The following is a 16,984-nucleotide window of genomic DNA, read 5'->3' as shown; positions in this document are numbered from 1 at the left end:
GGACACCGCAATCACTCAAACAACTTCGAACGCAGGGCACTAGGGTGTAGCCCATGGGGCAGAGCTATGGCGTGGTCGGCGCGATCCTCGTGCTCGGGCTCGGCGGGTTGCTCGGCGCGTTCGCGCTGAACAAGGCGCTCACCATCACCTACCCGACGGCGGACAAGCTCAAGACGTACGAGTCCGGCGTCGACCCGGTCGGCGAAGGCTGGGCACAGGTTCACATCCGCTACTACCTCTTCGCCTACCTCTACGTCATCTTCGCGGTCGACGCCGTCTACCTGTTCCCCTGGGCGACAGTCTTCGCGAGCGTCGGCGTCGCCAGCCTGATCGAGATGTTCATCTTCCTGGCCTTCGTTGCGGTCGGCCTCCTCTACGCCTGGCGCAAGGGCATCCTCAGCTGGACCTGATGACTGTCCCGACCGACAGGACATAGTGCCTGTTTGGCGGTCCGCCGGGTCGGCCCTGAGCGTGAATCTCCGGCGCGGGCGCGACTATGTCCTGTCGGTCGGGACAGCATTCGATGCGGCTAGGACAGCGGCTATTGCCCAGTCTTGGGGGCCGACGCCTACTGATTTGAAGACTGTGCGGCCAGTGGGGGTGGGTTTGGTGGTGAGGGCTGTGCCTAGTTCTCGGAGAGCGGTCTTCGCGAGGGTGCCTGAGGTGACGGCGTCGATGATTTCGCCGGACTCTTCCAGCGCGGCTTCGATCTGGTCGACCAGGACGAGTGAGGCGGTGGCGAGAAGGTCGCGGGGGAGTTCCCGCATGGTCGGGCGGAATGCGCCGATGGCGTTGATGTGGACGCGGTCGGGCAGGGCTTCCAAGGAGAAGAGTGGAGTCGAGGACGAGGTCGCGCAGCAGATGATGTCTGCGGTGGCGATCGACTCGTCGATCGAAGTACCGGGGGCGAAGGTCACCTCGGGGTACTCGGCGGACAGGGCCGTCGCCAGCGCGGTGGCCCGGTCGAGGTTGCGACCCGTGACGGCGACGTCGGCGATTCGGCGTACGGCGAGGACTGCGCGGACTTGGTCGGCCGCTTGGGCGCCGGTACCGAGCAGTGCCAGCCGCGTCGCGTCTGGGGAGGCGAGCAGGTCGGTGGCGACGCCGACGACGGCGCCGGTCCGCAGCGTGGTGATGGAGGTGCCGTCGGCAACGAGTTGTTCGCCGTCGCCGGTCCAGATCACCGTCGCGCGGATGGCGGGGACCTGGTCGAGGGCGATGCCGATCTTCTTCACGATCGCGGTCCTGGTCGGGGAGTGGTAGGCCGACATCACCAGGATCGCGCCGTCGCCGAAGATCTGGCGTGGCGGCAACACGAAGTTCCCCGCCGCGAGTTCGAGGAACGCCTGCCGTACCGCGGCGATCGCGGCCGGCATCGGGACGGTACGGCGTACGTCTTCCGCGCTCAGCACCTTCATAAGACGGCGAGGTTATAGCGTTGCGGGCAGAGCCAACAGCTGAGGGGCGACGCGATGACGGATCTGCACGGCGACACAGCATCATCGCTGACCCCACCCCACCACCCCGGTCAGGTGATTGCTGACGGGCACAACGACCTGCTGATGCTGGTCGCGCGCCGACCTAAAGAGGTGTGGGTCGAGTACTTCCGTGATCGGTGGATCCCGCAGTTGCGCGCCGGCGGGATCGACGTCCAGGTGCTGCCGGTGTTTCTCGACAGTGAGTTCCTGCCCGAAGGGGCGTTGCGCGAGACGCTCAGGATGATCGAGGCCGCGCATCGGATCGCCGAGGGCAATGCCGATCAGGTGACGCTGTGCCGGACCGGCGACGAGATCGACGAGACCGTCGCGGCCGGGCGGATCGCTCTGGTGCTCGCGCTCGAGGGCTGCCCGCAGATCGACAAGGATGTCGAGCTCCTGCAGACGCTGGCGCGGCTCGGCGTACGGATGGCGTCGTTCACGCACTTCGGCCGCAGCGCGCTCGGCGACGGCTCGGGCGAGGACGCGACCGGGAGCCGGCTGACGAAGGCCGGGGTCGAGGCTGTCGGGTTGCTGGAGGAATTGGACGTCCTGGTCGACGTCTCGCACGTCGGGCGGCGCGGGGTCGAGCACATTCTCGAGCTGGCGACCAAGCCGGTCGTCGCGTCGCATTCGAGCGCGTTCGGGCTGCGCGAGCATCACCGCAATCTCACCGACGAGCAGCTGCGCGGGATCGCCGCGACCGGCGGGGTCGTCTGCATCAACTTCTTCGCCGGCTTTCTGACCGGCGACGCTCAGCCGACCGTGGAGCATCTGGCGGACCACATCGAGTACGTCGCCGGCGTGGCCGGCGAGGATCATGTCGGCCTCGGCAGCGACTTCGTCGACGAGGTGTTCGCCGAGAAGATCCCGGCCTGCGACCGGCCGCTGGTCATCGAGGGCGTCGACGTCGCCGTCCTGGTTCCCGGTCTCGAAGGGCCGGCCGGGATGCCGCTGGTCACCGAGGCGCTGCAGAAGCGCGGCCTGCCCGACCCGGTGATCCGCAAGGTCCTCGGCGCCAACCTGGTCCGCGTCCTGCACTCTCACTGAGAGTGAGCTTCCAAGTCAGACAGCGATCGTTGCCTGGTCACCCTTGGTGATTGCGTCGGACAACATTTGTGTTCAGAAACCTCGCTCCGTAACGGATTGCGATGAATCTGTCGCCAATTGCGGGGTTCGGGGTTACAGTAATTACTGGGGGATACGGGGCGAACACGGGGCGGTGGGGCATGTCTTGGCAACTCTGGGTATTGATTGCGGCGGCAGCGAGTGCGGTCGCGGCGATCCTGCTGGTGAAGTTCAGCCAGGCGCAGGAGGTCTTCGAGCGGATCACCGAGACCGGCCCGCGACCACGTCCTGACCACCCGGACGCCACGGTCGAAGACCTCATCCGGTACCGCCGCCGGCAGGAGCCCCGGCCGACCTGGTTCCCACTGGCCGCCCACCTCCAGCACCGCTCACGCGGCCACCACTGACCCTGGGACGCGCCACGCGGTGATCGTGGGCGCCCACTACGCCACCGGTTCCCGGGCCATGTACCCCCCCGGCCCCGAACGGCCGCGCAGCTGGGCGCCCACCTCGTTGTCGCTACTGTTCCTCCCTGTCCGCACTCCAGGAGGGGAACTCTCATGCGCTACAAGCCCGCACTGGCGGCCGCCGGCCTGCTGGCCTCGAGCCTCGTGCTCGCCCAGCCGGCCGAAGCCGCAGTACCAGCTGCTACCCAGCAGGCGACCGCCACCTGCTCGCTCGTCCTGCCGAAGAGGATCACCATCAAGGCCGAGATGAACATGTATTGGGCGAGCCTCGGGTCGAACTGTTCGGCCAGCGTCTACACAGCGGTGTGGAAGAAACCTTTAGGAGTCGGGGACTCGGCAGACTCGAAACTCGTCTTCAACTTCGGCGAACGGCTGGCCAGTTTCGGCGTTCGCGGCTGGAATCCGCCCCCTGGCACGCTCACGTTCACGCCTGCAGGCGGTGCCACCGATGCCAACGGCACCAAGATCGCGGACCTCGCATCTGCCACCACAGTGGCCAGATGGGCGTCGGTCGCGGCTATCAGCGGAGGCCGTAAGGGCACTAGGACCGCATTGCTCACCACCGTCTCGCGTTGGGACGGAGGGCACTCTCCCCGCTTCATCCGCTGGGCGAACAAGAAGGTGCTCCTGCAGTACCAGGAGATCGGTACCTCGACCTGGAAGGGCCTCGCCTACGTGACCACCGGCGCGCAGGGCCAGGTGACCTACAACTACTACCCCAACAGAACTCGCCGCTACCGCGCCTACGTCCCCGCCACCACCAGCATCTGGGACGCCTATTCGCCGACCATCAGCCGATAAAACGCGACTTTGGGCACCGGTCAGGCGGGCTACTGGGGAGTAGGTGACTGGCCGGTGCCCAAAGTGGAGTTAGGCCCAGGGGTTGAAGGGGATGGGGGCGGGTTTGGCGGCGTTGAGGAGGTTGCGGAAGCGGTCGTCCTTGTCGGTGATCTTGATGGTTGCGGAGCCGAAGTTGGCGTTCATCAAGGTGTCTCGGAGCGACGTGGTCGGCCAGCCGTTCCAGTCGACCAGCGGGGGATAGCGCCAGTTGTGGTAGTGGTTTTCCGGTGGCTCGTCGTTGGTGTTGGCGAGCCGGAAGAAGTGCGTGCTCGCGCCGTCTTTGTGGTAGACGACCTTGGGGTGTGTGCCGTCGAAGCGCACCTGTGAGCGGGAGTAGGTCACCTGGCTGGAGTGCTGGGTGGTGGTCACGTACTCGACCTGGTTGGTCGCCTGGTTGATCCAGGAAATGACGTGCTCGAAGTCGTGCCGATGGCCGCCGAGCCCGCTGCCGGCCACCGCCTGGTCCTTCTCGAAGTAGCTGGCGTAGACGACCGCGCACCACCCGTTGTTGCACTTCGAGCGGGCGTAGGTCTGGGAGTTGTCGAGGTCGGACTGGTCATGGCAGCTGCCGTTGACGGCTCCGGTCGTGTTCAGGCCGGCGTTGAGGGTGCCGTTCGATCCGATGGCAGGGGTGGCGTAGCACCCGTCGCCGTCGTAGTCGTAGGCCGGGGAGAAGGACTGCTCCAACCCGCCGGCGTTCTGCGGGAGGGATGGTGGCGGCGCGGCATACGCGGCTGCGGCGGAGGTGACCATCAGTACGGCGGTACCTAGGCCGACACCGAGCAGACGGCGGCGGCGCCGGGACTTGGGCGGTTGGGCGGATGTGGTGGGCGACAGCTTGTCCATGCTTCGCTCTTTTCGACAGTCGCGGGGCGGTGCGAACGCTGTCGAGGATGGCACCCCAAGGGCACGGCAGTACATACTTCACGTGACTAAGAATCGACGCTGAGTGAATTCGGCTAGCCGAGCAGCCCGTCCCTGCGCGCGACGGCGGCCGCCTCGGTGCGGCTCCGGACGCCTAGTTTGGCCAGGATGTTGGAGACGTGGACGCTGACCGTCTTCTCCGAGATGTAGAGCTCCCGAGCCAGTTGCCGGTTGGTCCTGCCTTCGGCCAGCAGAGCCAGTACTTCGGTCTCGCGGGCGGTGAGTGCTGTTGGGCCGACTCCGGTGTCTGCTCCGCCGAGCTCGTCGAGCAGCGGCTTGGCGCCGAGCTCGCGGGCGGTCTCGCCGGCCAGGGTGGTTTGCTCGTTGGCGTCGGCCACCCGGCCGGCCGCTCGCAAGGCAGCAGAGAAGTGCACCCGGGACCAGGCCTGCTGGTGGACATCGCCGTAGCCGAAAGCATCGACCGTGCGCTGCCAAGTGGCGACATGCTCGGCCGGTGTCGGCGGGTCGATGTCGGCCAGCCAGCGGAGGCGCTCCCACTCGGCCTCCAGCCGGGCCAGCCACGCGATCCCTTCGACGCCCAGCACGCGGCCGGGCGGCAAGCCCTTCTCGGCCGTCGTTTGACCGTCCGAGACCAGTTCGGCCCCACGCGCCACCAACTCGGCGGCTGCGGTCGGCTCGTGGACGACGCGGTGACACAGCACCTGCAGGCCGATCGCCGAGAACCGGATCCGCGCCATGAACCATTCGGTCTGGAAGACGTCGGCGCACAGCGTGGACACGTCGGCGATCAGCTTCTCCGCCTCGGCGGTCTGGTTCAGCTGGCGATACGCGTCGACGGCCGGCTGCAGGCCGACGATCGGCAGCATGATGTCTTGCGTCCACCACTTGCGCAGCCGCTCCAAGTCTTCGGCGACGGTCGTGTCGCCACGCCCACCTCGCACAGCCAGGCCGAGTGCCCGCAGCGCCGCCTTCGCCGCCGCGGGTGTCATCGGATCGGTCCGTGCGGTCGCCGCCGCATCGTCCCACTCGCCCATGACGAACTGAGTCAGTGCAAGCATCCGCCGGGCATCGAACCCGTACGCCGCCCAATGACGCCCCAGCTCGCCCGCTCGCTGAGATGCGTACAGGAGCGCCGTCTTGGCGCTGGGCAGGTCGCCCATCTCGTAGTGGTTCGACCCGAGCAGGAAGCGGCTACGGACCTCGGCCGCCGGATCGCCGGCCAACTGCGCCCGTACTGCGGCCTCCTCCAGCTGTTTGGCGGCAGCGATCGGATCGCCGGCGCGCCGACGCAACTGAGCCAGCGTGATCCCGGCATCTCCGGCAGCAGACTCCTGACCGATTTCACGGGCGATCTGCAGCGACTCGTGCGCCCAGCGCTCCGCCTCCATCGGCCGCCCGAGTGCATCCGAGACCCGCGCGTACATCGAGGCCACCTGCGCCTTGAACACGCTTGCCGGCTCGTCCGAGGTCAGCCGCAGCGCCTGCGAGATCGCCTCGTGCGCCTCGTTGTCCTGGTCGACGACCAAGGCGATCTCGGCCAGTGGCATCAGCAGTTGTGCCCGCTGCAGCCGCGGCGCGTCGGCCGGCAGTTCGGCGAGCGCCTTGCGAAGCAACTTGAGAGCCCGCAGTTGCTGCGCGGACAGTGCGGCGGCGGTCGCCGTCTCGACGATCAGCCAGGTCTTGTCGATGCTCGCGTCGGCTGCGTTCGGGTAGAGCTCCAGGGCCATCTCGTAGTGCTTCAGCGCCTCCTGCGGCGCCGCCACCGAGATCGCCTCTTGCCCGGCTCGCACCCGCGCCTCGAAGGCAGTGGCCAGGTCGTGGGACCTGGTCGCGTGCCCAGCCAGCTCCGCCGCAGTACCGGCGACGGTCTGGTCCTTCAGGGCCTTCGCGTACGCCGCATGCTGTCGCACGCGCTCGCCAGGCAGCAGGTCGTCGTACACAGCCTCCGCCAGCAGCGCGTGACGGAAGTAGTAGCTCGCGTTGGCCGGGTGCTCGATGATGTGCGCGTCGATCAGCTCCCGCAGCGCGGCGTCCAGCTCGCGGTCGGGCAGACCGGCCACTGCCGTCAGCAGCGTGTGGGGAACGCGCCGCCCGGCAACAGCGATCACCCGGGCGACCTGCCGGGCGTCGTCCGACAGCGGGTCGAGCCGGACGAGCAGCAGGTCGGCCAGATCGGGCGGTACTGCCTCCGCGTCGCCCATCGACGACGCAGCGACCAGTTCCTCGGTGAAGAACGCGTTGCCGCCGGCACGCTCGAGGATCCGGAGCTCCTCGGCCTCCGACAGCGGCTCCGTGAGCAGTGCGGTCAGCAAGGTGCGGGAGTCGGTGTCGTCGAGCGGCAGCAGCCCGACGCGGCGTACGCGTGGGTTGCGGGACCACTCGGCGATCGGCCGGCGCAGCGGGTGCCGCCGGTGCAGGTCGTCGCTGCGGTAGGACACGACGAGTGCGAGGCGCTGCGAGGTGAGTCGGGTGATCAGAAAGCCGATCAGGTCGCGACTCGAGTCATCGGCCCAGTGGGCGTCCTCGACGATCACCACCAGCGGCTCACTGGTCGACAGCGCGGTGAAGGCGCCCAGTACTGCGTCGAACAGCGCAGCGCGATCCAGCTGCCCCTCCTGCGGGACAGGCTGGGCGCCGATCAGGCGGTGGGTCGGCAGCAACCGGCCGATCGCCGGGAAGTTGGTCAGGACGCTCTCGACCAGCTCCGGGCGCTCACCGGCCAGCCGGCCGAAGATCTCGGTGAACGGCAGATACGGCAGTCCGGCGTCGCCGAAGTCGGTGCAGTGCCCGACCAGTACGCCGAAACCGCGCTCGTGTGCGCCGGTGGCCACCTCGTCGAGCATCCGGGTCTTGCCGACACCCGCGTCGCCGGACAGCAGGATCGCCCCGGCGCGGCGGGTTTTCGCCTCATCCACGGCGCTGAGCAGTGCGGCCAGCTCGGTCGAGCGGCCGACGAGAGGTGTCGAGGTCCAGGGCACGTCGTCCATCTTCGCCCCTGGAGCCGACACAAATCGACGGCATCCCGTCCGTTGTGGTTTTGCCGACAGAGAAACGCCGTCCCCGACCGGGACTATCTGGTCGGGGACGGCGTCCACGGCGATCATGCGGCGGTAGTGGGTCGCAGCGCCCGGCGAGCGTGCCGCGGCTCAGGCTGGGAAGCCTCCGCCCGACGCTCCCGGCGGCCGGCGGCGCGGCTGAAGTCGCGCTTGATCCGCTCCTGCCGGTAGGCGGTCTCTGCCTGGACTGACTGGGGTGTGGTGAACATGGTGTACCTCCCCTCAGACGTTCTTGGTGAACAGGTGGACGATGCTGCGGCGGGCCCCCGGCTTGCGGGCGGTCCGGCGGTAGTCACGGGTAAGGCGCTCCTTGCGGTAGCTGACCTCTGCCTTGACCGAGTCGTTCGTGTACATCTGTGCCTCCTGGCTGGTGTTGCCTCGACTCCTTGTCGATGCCCCTAATCTGCTCGTCTGAGGAGGACCGGCACATCGGTACTAGTCCCTATCCAGGGGCCCTAGGCGCCTACTAGGTACTCCGGCGCCGCCTAGGTACCCCTGAAACGGCAGCGCGGCCGAGGACCCGGGAGGGGGGCTCGGCCGCGCTGGTAGAGGGGGCAGGTGGTGGTCGGGCGCTCACATCGCGTGCCGAACCTGTACCGCCGGGAGGCAGGGTTTCTGCGTCACCGGCTTGGCTGGCTTGCGGCTGAACCACAAGGGGCGCCCGTAGTCCCGCTTGATCCGCTCCTGGCGGTAGGAGATCTCCGCTTGGAGCCCTTGAATGGAGTGCGAGTACATGGTGTCCTCCGGGAGCTTCGGTCGTTGCCACGACTGTGCTCGTCTGAGGAGGACGCCCACATCAGTACTACTCCCTATGCGCTGCCTAGTGACCCCTTAGATAGGCCTCTAGTTCGTCCCTAGTGGGTGCAGTGGCCGGTCCGCGCCGGGTCACAGCCAGGGCCGCGGCCGCGTTCGCCCGCCGGGCCGCCTCAGCCGGTTCCTTGCCCTCGGCAATACCCGCCAGGAAGGCCCCGGCATGCGCATCTCCGGCCCCATTCAGGTCCACAGCCCGTACTGCGAACCCGCCGACCCGCGTGACGTCCTGACCCCGTACTGCGAGTACGCAGCCATCCGGCCCGGTCCGGACGATCACATCGGCCCGCCGGGTTCTCCGCCGTACTGCGCGGGCCGCCTCGACGGGGTCGGCCAAGCCGGTCAGCAGGGCGGCTTCGGCGGCGTTGGAGCTCCACCAGTCGACTCGGGCGAGCACCGCCTCCAGGGCGTGGTCGGGGATCTCGGCAACGAGTGGTCCAGGGTCGAAGAACACCTCGACGTCATCCGGCAGCTTGGCCAGCCAGGGGAGCAGGGCGGCTCGGTTGGAGTCGTGCAACAGGCTGTACCCGGAGAGGTACACGAGGTCGTCGGCTGCCGGCTCCGGGAGCTCGTCGCCGGTGAGAGTGGCCTCGGCGCCGGGGCTGGTGACGAAGGAGCGCTCGCCGGTGGCATCGATGAGAGTGACGACAAAGCCGGTGTCCAGGTCCTCCCTTGCCGGGTGCAACCACTCGATGCCGGCCTCGGTAAGGGCCGCCCGGGCCAGGGTGGCGAAGGGGCCGGTGCCATGCGCACCGGCGTACAGGGTGGGGAGGCCTTGGCGGACGGCGGCCGCCATGACGTTGAAGCCGCCGCCGGGGGTGGTCGCAGTACTGGTGGCGATGACGTCGCCGCCGCGGGCCGGGAGGTCGCCGACGGTGAGTACCAGGTCGATGACCACATTGCCCAGGTGGAGGAGTCTCATCCCGCGCGGACCTTCAGCAACTGGTCCGCGAGCTCTTCGAGATCCAGGTTGTTGACTCCGGCAACGGTGATCCGGGCGTCGGCCGGGAACCCCTCTTCCCCGTGGCAGGCGCCCGCGACGGCCCCGGCGATCGCGGCGATGGTGTCGGTGTCACCGCCGACCGAGGCGGCCAGGCGGACGGCCAGCCAGGGGTCGTCGGGATAGGCGGCGAGGACGGCGAACGCGGCCGGTACGGATTCCTGGCTGGCCAGGCTGGTGCCGACCAGGTCGTAGAGAAGTGCAGACACGGCGCCCGGCCTAGGAGGGGTGTTGCCAGGCGCCGTGTCGATCAGGGAGGTGGCCCACTTGATGCGGGAGGCAACATCCGCACCTGCCACCCAATGGCCACTCTTGGAGGCTTTGGTCGCGGCTACGACCGCGAACTCGGTCGCTTCGTGGACGGTCGCGCCGTCGATGCCCGCACTGACTGCCGCCGCGACCGCCGCGGCCGCGGAGAGTGCGAGGCCGGTGTTGTGAGTGGCCGCGCTGGCGGCGATCACCCGGTCGAGGAGAAGGTCGAGCTCGGTGGAGGGGGTGGCAATGCCGACCGGGGTGACGCGCATCGCGGCGCCGTTGGTGGTGCCGTAGCGGCCGGTCTCGTCGATGTCCTTGCCCTGCAGCAGTTCGTCGATGGCGCGTTTGGTGGACGGCCCGAGCAGATCGAGCGAGCCGCGCGCCCGCATGCCGTCTTCCCACTCCAGCAACTTCTGGGCGAGCTCACGGCCATCGACCTTGCCGCCGGACGTCACCACCAGCCGCCCGAGCAACAGCGCCTGCTCGGTATCGTCGGTGATCGCTCCGGCCGGCATGCCTGCGGCCAGCGGCTGATCATCGGGTGCTGCGTGAAATCCGTCGATCAGTTCGCCGTACCGTTCGACGATGAGTGCCCTGGGCAACGATTGGGTCGGCATGCCGAGGGCGTCGCCGATCGCCAGTCCGTACAGGGCGCCCGTCGCCCGCGAAACCTTCATCGGCCCGACCCGGTGTAGGTGAGGCTGAGTTCGAAGTGGTTGGGGTCCAGCAGGCTGTCCACCTGCTCGGCGAAGCGGTCGTCGCTGGTGAAGCTGACCCGGCGGGTGTGCAGGAACCAGGTGCCCTCGGGCCGATCGAGAAGGATGGCCTCTTCGGGGTCGAGCGGACGGCCGCGCAGGCGTTGCTCGCCATGGTCGAGATGCAGTCCGGCCCGGCTGAGCGTGGCGGTGATGGAGTTGTCGTCCAGACCGCGTTCGGGCAAGTCGCGCAACTCGTCCAACGCCGGGATGCAACTGCGTTCGATCGAGATCGCCTCGCCGCCGACGATCACCCGCAGCCGCTGGATGACAATCACGTCGGGCGAGTCCAGCCCGAGCCGCTCGGCCAGTTCGTGGTCCTGCTCATGGGCGAGCCGCAGCATCCGCACCTGCGTCTCGACGCCCTGCTCGGCCAGCGCGTGCGACCAGCCAAGCCGGTCGTTCAACGGCCGCCCGTCGAAGAGTACGAAGGACCCCTTGCCGGTGCGGGTGGTGATCAACCCGTCCTCACTCAGTACTGCGAGCGCCGAGCGGACCGTGTTCCGGCTGACCGAGAACCGCCTGGCCAGCTCCACCTCGCCGGGCAACTGACTGCCGTGCCCGACCCGGCCCGAGCGGATCTCCCGGGCCAGGATGGAGGCGATCCGCTCGTGCTTGAGGTTCACTCCACGGATCACGGGTTCTGCTCTCGGACCTGGTCGACCGTGACGATCTCCAGCATCGGTGCGTAGAGCCGCATGATGTCCAGCGTCTTCTGGTGACTCGCCTCATCCACTCCGGCACACGCATCGGCAACAACCTGAACCCGTACGCCGGCGTCGACGGCCGCCAGTGCGGTCGTGAGCACGCAGCAGTCGGTGGTGACGCCGGCGAGCACCAGGTGGCCGTCCGGCCCGACCGCCTCCGCCAACTCGGGTCCCCATTTGCCGAAGGTGGTCTTGTCGAGAGTCGGTGAGCCCTGGAACTCCTCCACCAATTGGTAGGCGTAGGAGTCCGGAGGCTGCAACGCGAACGGCCATTGTTCGTAGTACGGGATCCAGGAGCCGGCCGGTTCTTCGGGGGCGATGAAGCGGGTGAAGACGATGTTGGGCGACAGGATCTCGATGAGTTCCTGGGCCGGCTTGACGACGCGGTGGAAGTCCGGCGCGGCCCAGCCGCTCTCGGGCTCCGCGAAGATCCGCTGCAGGTCGATCAGGGCTAACACCGGTGCCATCAGGCGGCCGCCTCTTGGGTCCGGACCTGGCCGCGGCCGGCGAAGTACTGGACCAGGAACGACGCGACCAGGGCGAACAGGACGCCGAGGTTCGCGAACGCCCAGGTGCCTTCCTTGCCGCTCAGGCCGAACGGCTCCAGCAGGTAGCCCTGCCAGGTCAGCCAGCTCGCCAGGCCGTTGGTGACCAGGCCCCAGCCGATCGCGGTCACGACCACCATGGTTGCTATCGGCAACCACTGGATGTCGCCGTAGCGGCCGCGACGGTCGAAGAGGTCGGCGTCGGAGTAGTCGCGCCGGCGGCTGGCGATGTCGGCGAGCATGATGCCGCACCAGGCCGCCACCGGGACGCCCAGCGTGATCAGGAAGCCCTGGAACTGGGAGAGGAAGGAACTGCTGGAGAAGAACACCACGTAGATGGTTCCGGCGATCATCACGAGGCCGTCGATGAAGGCCGCGACGTACCGCGGAGCAGGCAGTCCGATGGACAGCAGCGCGAGCCCGGACGAGTAGATGTCCAGTACTGCGCCACCCACCAGGCCGAGCACCGCCACCAACACGAACGGCACCAGGAACCAGGTCGGCAACGCCTCGGCCAGAGCTCCGATTGGGTCGGCCGCGATCGCGGTACTCAGGTCTTGCGAGGATCCGGCGAGCAGAAGGCCGAAGACCAGCAGCACGACCGGGGCGATCGAGGAGCCGAAGGTCGTCCAGCCGACCACGCCCCGGCTGGACGCAGTACGGGGGAGGTAGCGGGAGTAGTCGGCGGCCGCGTTCACCCAGCCGAGGCCGAAGCCGGTCATCAGGAACACCAGAGCCCCGATCACCTCCTGGCCCGAACCGCCCGGCAGTGAAGTGACGGTGCTCCAGTTGACCTGGTCCGCGACGAGCGCGATGTAGACGACGGTCAGGACGCCGGTGACGATCGTGATGATCGTCTGGGCCCGCATGATCAGGTCGAAACCGAGCACCCCGCAGGCGACGATCAGCGTGCCGACGACGACCAGGGCGATCACCTTGGTGATGTCGCCGCCGCCCCAGCCGAGCCGCTCGAACACGGTCGCCGTGGCCAGCGTCGCGAGGATGGTCAGCACGGTTTCCCAGCCGACGGTCAGCAACCAGCTCACCAGCGAGGGGAGTTTGTTGCCGCGGACACCGAACGCGGCGCGGCTCAGCACCAGCGTCGGCGCCGAGCCACGTTTGCCGGCCAGCGCGATCAGGCCGCAGAGCAGGAACGAGAAGACAACCCCGGCGACACCCGCGATCACCGCCTGCCAGAACGAGATCCCGAAGCCGAGCGCGAAAGCGCCGTAGCTGAGCCCGAGGACGGAGACGTTCGCCCCGAACCACGGCCAGAACAGTTGCTGTGGAGTGCCCTTGCGGTCCGCGTCGTCGATCACGTTCAGGCCGTTGCTCTCGACCGCGAACGCGCGAACCTCGGCAACCTCTGCCGGCAACTGATCGGTCATCCGCACTCCCACCCCAAATGAACCTGTCCAGTCCTGTCCAGTTCACGGTAGGTCGACGCTACGTCGCGGTCAAGGGCCGGTTTGACCTAGAGCTCTGTCTAGGGCCTAGCGTCGGATTCCTAGCGGAGGAGACGGCTGTGAAGAGGTTCGAGAACAAGGTCGCTTTCGTGACCGGGGCGGCGCACGGCATCGGCCGGGCGACCGTACTGCGGCTGGCAGCGGAGGGCGCGGCCGTCGGCGCGGCCGACATCGACTCCGAGGGGACCGCCTCGGTCGTCTCCGATGTCACCGCCGCGGGCGGTGTCGCTATGGCGCTCGACTGCGACATCACCGAAACCGCCTCGGTCGACGCCGCGGTCGCGGCGACCGTGCAGCGGTTCGGGCGGCTCGACGTACTGGCCAATGTTGCCGGGCACAACCTTGCGCTCGAAGGGACCGAGCCCGGTGAGGCGCAGTGGGGCAGGCAGTACGACTTCACCTTCACCGGAGCGACCCGCTGCATCCGGGCCTCGCTACCGCACCTCATCGAGTCCCGTGGGTCCGCTGTCCTGGTCGGCTCGATCAGCGCGGAGATTGCCCTCGGCACCGCCCCGTACGCCGCTGCGAAGGCCGCGCTGGCCAACCTCGTTCGCAACTTGGCCTCCGACCACGGGCCGAAGGGTGTCCGGTTCAACGTGGTGGCGCCGGCGACGGTGGCGACCGACCGGTTCATCGGCAAGGAGGCTCTGCTGGAGGAGCTGAAGGCGATCTATCCCCTCGGCCGGGTCGGGAAGGCCGAGGACGTGGCGGCGGCGATCGCCTTCCTCGCGTCCGACGATGCTTCGTGGATCACCGGCATCACACTTCCTGTGGAAGGTGGACTGACGTCCGCGACGGGTCACTTGCTCAACCTGCTGTGATGTACCTATGTCGAATAGTGCTGCTGTAGACGGCTTCTCGTTGGCCTACGACAGGGAAGGGGAGGGGCCTGCGGTTGTACTGCTGCACGGGTGGCCCGGAGACCGGACTGACTACCGGCGACTCGTGCCGCTACTGGTGGAGCAGGGGCACGAGGTCGTAGTGCCGGATCTGCGGGGGTTTGGGGAGTCGGACAAGCACGTGGCCGACCCGGCGGCGCAGTACGGGGTCGCTGGGCAGGCCCGGAGCGTGCTGGGGCTGATCGAGGAGCTTGGGCTCGAGCGGCCGGTGCTGGCCGGCTATGACGTCGGTAGCCGGGTCGCGCAGGGGATCGCGCGCAGTCATCCGGAGTTGGTGGATGGATTGGTGGTTGCCCCGCCGCTGCCGGGAGTCGGGAAGCGGGTGTTCTCGGAGCAGGCGCAGGCGGAGTACTGGTACCAGGGCTTTCACAAGCTGCCCGTGATCGAGCAACTGATCGACGGCCAGCCGGACGCAGTACGGGCGTATCTGCAGCACTTCTGGACGCACTGGTCAGGGCCAGGCTTTGTACCGGAGCTGGATCACCTGGTGGAGCTGTACTCGGTTCCAGGTGCTTTCACGGCCTCGCTCAGCTGGTACCGGGCGGGTGCCGGGACGGTGGCGACGTCGGCCGCGGAGACGGCTCCGGCGTCGTACGACCGGATCGGCGTACCGACGGTGGTGTTGTGGCCGGAGTTCGATCCGCTGTTCCCGCGGGTCTGGTCGGATCGGCTCGACGACTTCTTCAGCGACGTACGGCTGCGCTTCGTCGACGGCGTCGGGCACTATGCGCCGCTCGAATACCCGGAGGTCTTCGCGGAGGAGATTGTCGGACTAGGCTGACCACATGCCAGACAGCGGAGTCCACCTGCCGATGCCGACGGTGCGGCCGGCCGTCGGGTCGCTGGCCAAGCTTGCGCCCGAGCCGGTGCGGTACCTGCTGAACTGGGGCCGCAAGTACTCGCTCTGGGTTTTCAACTTCGGTCTCGCCTGCTGCGCGATCGAGTTCATCGCGGCGTCGATGGGCCGGCACGACTTCATCCGGCTCGGCGTGATCCCGTTCGCGCCCGGGCCGCGGCAGGCCGACCTGATGGTCGTGTCGGGCACCGTGACGGACAAGATGGCGCCCGCGATCAAGCGGCTCTACGACCAGATGCCGGAGCCGAAGTACGTGATCTCGTTCGGCTCCTGCTCGAACTCGGGCGGGCCCTACTGGGACTCGTACTGCGTCACGAAGGGTGTCGACCAGATCATCCCGGTCGACGTCTACGTGCCCGGCTGCCCGCCGCGGCCGGAGGCGTTGCTGCAGGGCATCCTCAAACTGCAGGAGAAGATCGCCGGCGAGAACGTCGCCGATCGGTACGAGCCGTCGCCGCAGGCCCTCACCCGCGGGCTGGTCGCGCCGCCCTCCGAGGCGGGGCCGCGGTGAGCGACGACGTACTGAGCACGCTGACCGAGGCGGGCATCACCGCGACCAAGGTCGACAGCTTCGGGCCGGCGACGATCGACGTACCGGCTGAGTCCTGGGTCGCCACGCACGAGATCCTGCGGGACGAGGTCGGGCTGACCTTCTTCGACTTCCTGACCGCGAGCGACGAGCTCGCCGACGGCTTCCGGGTGGTGACGCACCTCGCCGACTTCTGGGGCGGGGCGCACGTCGAGCACCTGATCGTTCGCACGCTGATCCCGCGCGCCGAGCCTTCCCTGGCGACCCTCTCCAGCCTGTACGCCGGAGCGAACTGGCACGAGCGCGAGACCTTCGAGATGTTCGGCATCACCTTCGACGGTCACCCCAACCTGATCCCGCTGCTGCTCCCCGACGGCTTCGAGGGCAACCCGCTGCGCAAGGAGTTCGTCCTCGCCTCCCGAGTCGCCAAGCCCTGGCCGGGCGCCAAGGAGCCAGGCGAGTCCGACCACGCACCCAAGCCCGGAGCCGCCAAGGCGGGAGCTCCCAGCCGCCGCCGCACCCTCCCACCCGGCGTACCGGACCCCGAATCCTGGGGCCCCCGCCAACCAGGCACCCCCGACCCAGACCCCCTGGCCCCCGCCCTAGCCGCCGCCACCCCAGCCCGCCCCCGCCGCACAGCCGGCGACCGCCGCGCCACGAAACAAGCCGAACCCAAGCCCGCCGAAACGCCCCCCGAAGACCCCTCGCCCTAAGGCTCAGGCCTGGTCCAGTCGCTCCAGCGGTTGCCCGGTGTGCTCGGCGATCAGCTCAAAGTCCTTGTCGAGATGGAGCACGACCAGACCTGCCAGCTCGGCGGTCGCCGCGATCAGCAGATCAGCCACCGATGGTGCCCGGTGCTGTCCACCGGCCGCGAGCAGCGACTGCACGGCGATCGATCTGCGTTCGATCGCCGGCGTGCTGTTCTCGACCGGCATCGACGAGATCGGCGGATGCCGCAGAGCGAGCCGATGCTCTTCGGCGGTCCTCGCGGAGAAGCCGACCTCCAGCAACGTCACCGTCGCGATGTAAACGAGGCCCCGGTCGATCCGGTTGGCCCATTCGTCGGCGGCCGGGCTGTCGCCCAGCCGGACCAGCGCCGATTTGTCGATGAGCCACCGTCGAGTCTCGCCCGTCGGCGTCATGACCAGGCCTGGTCCATGACGTCTGGATCACCGAGGTCCCGGACAGTGTGCGAGAACCGGCGGAGGTCTGCCGCGGTCACTGCATGGTGAGTGCGGCACGCCACCTGGGTGAGCTGCCGGCGAAGGTATTCGTTCCTGGACAGCCCGAGATCGCTGGCCCGGTGATCTATCGCCGACAGGACCTCGTCCGGAACGTCGCGAATCAACACATCGCTCATCTGCGCCTCCT

The 16,984-nt window shown here is 68.2% G+C and carries 21 protein-coding genes; 8 read left to right on the top strand and 13 right to left on the bottom strand.

Annotation, left to right across the window (positions count from 1 at the left end; translation table 11 throughout):
• The first annotated feature begins 53 nt into the window (after positions 1-53).
• Entirely contained in the window at positions 54-410 is a 357-nt protein-coding gene (locus tag A3ES_RS0118035) for an NADH-quinone oxidoreductase subunit A (protein WP_020388237.1), read from the top strand.
• 84 nt (positions 411-494) lie between these two features.
• Here the strand turns inward: A3ES_RS0118035 and A3ES_RS0118030 are convergent, their stop codons facing one another.
• Positions 495-1,418: an ornithine cyclodeaminase family protein gene (locus A3ES_RS0118030; protein ID WP_020388236.1), complete on the bottom strand. Its 924-nt coding sequence runs from the start codon at positions 1,416-1,418 to the stop codon at positions 495-497.
• 54 nt (positions 1,419-1,472) lie between these two features.
• Here A3ES_RS0118030 and A3ES_RS0118025 point away from each other — a divergent pair, with 54 nt between their 5' ends.
• The 3 genes from A3ES_RS0118025 to A3ES_RS0118015 all read left to right on the top strand — a co-directional run bounded on the left by A3ES_RS0118025 (position 1,473) and on the right by A3ES_RS0118015 (position 3,811).
• A complete protein-coding gene (locus A3ES_RS0118025) occupies positions 1,473-2,525 on the top strand; it encodes a dipeptidase (RefSeq protein WP_020388235.1) in 1,053 nt (350 codons plus the stop codon).
• Between the two features lie 179 nt (positions 2,526-2,704).
• On the top strand, positions 2,705-2,950 hold the full coding sequence (locus A3ES_RS0118020; protein ID WP_020388234.1) for a hypothetical protein: 246 nt from the start codon (positions 2,705-2,707) through the stop codon (positions 2,948-2,950).
• Between the two features lie 153 nt (positions 2,951-3,103).
• Complete coding sequence (locus A3ES_RS0118015) at positions 3,104-3,811, top strand: hypothetical protein (protein ID WP_020388233.1); 708 nt, start codon at positions 3,104-3,106, stop codon at positions 3,809-3,811.
• A gap of 69 nt (positions 3,812-3,880) precedes the next feature.
• On the opposite strand, the gene A3ES_RS0118010 is transcribed toward A3ES_RS0118015, so the two are convergent.
• The 10 genes from A3ES_RS0118010 to A3ES_RS0117970 all read right to left on the bottom strand — a co-directional run bounded on the left by A3ES_RS0118010 (position 3,881) and on the right by A3ES_RS0117970 (position 13,251).
• Positions 3,881-4,696: an NPP1 family protein gene (locus tag A3ES_RS0118010; protein ID WP_020388232.1), complete on the bottom strand. Its 816-nt coding sequence runs from the start codon at positions 4,694-4,696 to the stop codon at positions 3,881-3,883.
• A 113-nt stretch (positions 4,697-4,809) separates the two neighbouring features.
• Positions 4,810-7,722 (bottom strand): helix-turn-helix transcriptional regulator, encoded by a 2,913-nt coding sequence (locus A3ES_RS56750; protein WP_020388231.1) that lies wholly within the window; start codon positions 7,720-7,722, stop codon positions 4,810-4,812.
• Positions 7,723-7,835: 113 nt separating this feature from the next.
• Positions 7,836-8,000 carry a hypothetical protein gene (locus A3ES_RS54085; RefSeq protein WP_157630581.1) on the bottom strand — a complete coding sequence of 55 codons (165 nt, stop codon included), beginning with the start codon at positions 7,998-8,000 and terminating at the stop codon, positions 7,836-7,838.
• 13 nt (positions 8,001-8,013) lie between these two features.
• Complete coding sequence (locus tag A3ES_RS56745; RefSeq protein ID WP_020388230.1) at positions 8,014-8,145, bottom strand: hypothetical protein; 132 nt, start codon at positions 8,143-8,145, stop codon at positions 8,014-8,016.
• Between the two features lie 219 nt (positions 8,146-8,364).
• A complete protein-coding gene (locus A3ES_RS0117995; protein WP_020388229.1) occupies positions 8,365-8,526 on the bottom strand; it encodes a hypothetical protein in 162 nt (53 codons plus the stop codon).
• 85 nt (positions 8,527-8,611) lie between these two features.
• Positions 8,612-9,523, bottom strand: a complete 912-nt coding sequence (locus A3ES_RS0117990; RefSeq protein ID WP_026162970.1) for a PfkB family carbohydrate kinase — start codon at positions 9,521-9,523, stop codon at positions 8,612-8,614.
• Positions 9,520-10,533 carry an ADP-ribosylglycohydrolase family protein gene (locus tag A3ES_RS0117985; RefSeq protein WP_020388227.1) on the bottom strand — a complete coding sequence of 338 codons (1,014 nt, stop codon included), beginning with the start codon at positions 10,531-10,533 and terminating at the stop codon, positions 9,520-9,522. The genes A3ES_RS0117990 and A3ES_RS0117985 overlap by 4 nt, the downstream gene beginning before the upstream one ends.
• The gene (locus A3ES_RS0117980) at positions 10,530-11,249 is read right to left on the bottom strand and encodes a GntR family transcriptional regulator (protein WP_202806533.1); all 720 of its coding nucleotides are present in this window, start codon (positions 11,247-11,249) and stop codon (positions 10,530-10,532) included. Before A3ES_RS0117980 ends, A3ES_RS0117985 begins: the two co-directional genes overlap by 4 nt.
• Complete coding sequence (locus tag A3ES_RS0117975; RefSeq protein WP_020388225.1) at positions 11,246-11,785, bottom strand: cysteine hydrolase family protein; 540 nt, start codon at positions 11,783-11,785, stop codon at positions 11,246-11,248. Before A3ES_RS0117975 ends, A3ES_RS0117980 begins: the two co-directional genes overlap by 4 nt.
• Entirely contained in the window at positions 11,785-13,251 is a 1,467-nt protein-coding gene (locus A3ES_RS0117970) for a purine-cytosine permease family protein (RefSeq protein ID WP_020388224.1), read from the bottom strand. The genes A3ES_RS0117975 and A3ES_RS0117970 overlap by 1 nt, the downstream gene beginning before the upstream one ends.
• 137 nt (positions 13,252-13,388) lie before the next feature.
• Here A3ES_RS0117970 and A3ES_RS0117965 point away from each other — a divergent pair, with 137 nt between their 5' ends.
• The 4 genes from A3ES_RS0117965 to A3ES_RS0117950 are packed head-to-tail and all read left to right on the top strand — an operon-like array spanning position 13,389 to position 16,326.
• Positions 13,389-14,150: an SDR family NAD(P)-dependent oxidoreductase gene (locus A3ES_RS0117965; protein ID WP_020388223.1), complete on the top strand. Its 762-nt coding sequence runs from the start codon at positions 13,389-13,391 to the stop codon at positions 14,148-14,150.
• A 7-nt stretch (positions 14,151-14,157) separates the two neighbouring features.
• Positions 14,158-15,009, top strand: a complete 852-nt coding sequence (locus tag A3ES_RS0117960; RefSeq protein WP_026162968.1) for an alpha/beta fold hydrolase — start codon at positions 14,158-14,160, stop codon at positions 15,007-15,009.
• 4 nt (positions 15,010-15,013) lie between these two features.
• The gene (locus tag A3ES_RS0117955; protein ID WP_020388221.1) at positions 15,014-15,595 is read left to right on the top strand and encodes an NADH-quinone oxidoreductase subunit B; all 582 of its coding nucleotides are present in this window, start codon (positions 15,014-15,016) and stop codon (positions 15,593-15,595) included.
• Complete coding sequence (locus A3ES_RS0117950; RefSeq protein WP_020388220.1) at positions 15,592-16,326, top strand: NADH-quinone oxidoreductase subunit C; 735 nt, start codon at positions 15,592-15,594, stop codon at positions 16,324-16,326. The genes A3ES_RS0117955 and A3ES_RS0117950 overlap by 4 nt, the downstream gene beginning before the upstream one ends.
• Positions 16,327-16,329: 3 nt before the next feature.
• On the opposite strand, the gene A3ES_RS0117945 is transcribed toward A3ES_RS0117950, so the two are convergent.
• Together A3ES_RS0117945 and vapB are read right to left on the bottom strand one after the other, a co-directional pair.
• Entirely contained in the window at positions 16,330-16,755 is a 426-nt protein-coding gene (locus A3ES_RS0117945; protein ID WP_020388219.1) for a PIN domain nuclease, read from the bottom strand.
• Entirely contained in the window at positions 16,752-16,973 is a 222-nt protein-coding gene (gene vapB, locus A3ES_RS0117940; protein ID WP_020388218.1) for a type II toxin-antitoxin system VapB family antitoxin, read from the bottom strand. The genes A3ES_RS0117945 and vapB overlap by 4 nt, the downstream gene beginning before the upstream one ends.
• Positions 16,974-16,984 lie beyond the last annotated feature (11 nt).

The sequence above is a fragment of the Kribbella catacumbae DSM 19601 genome (assembly GCF_000372465.1).
Taxonomy (GTDB): Bacteria; Actinomycetota; Actinomycetes; order Propionibacteriales; family Kribbellaceae; genus Kribbella; species Kribbella catacumbae.
This window is presented reverse-complemented; position numbering and strand designations above follow the sequence as displayed.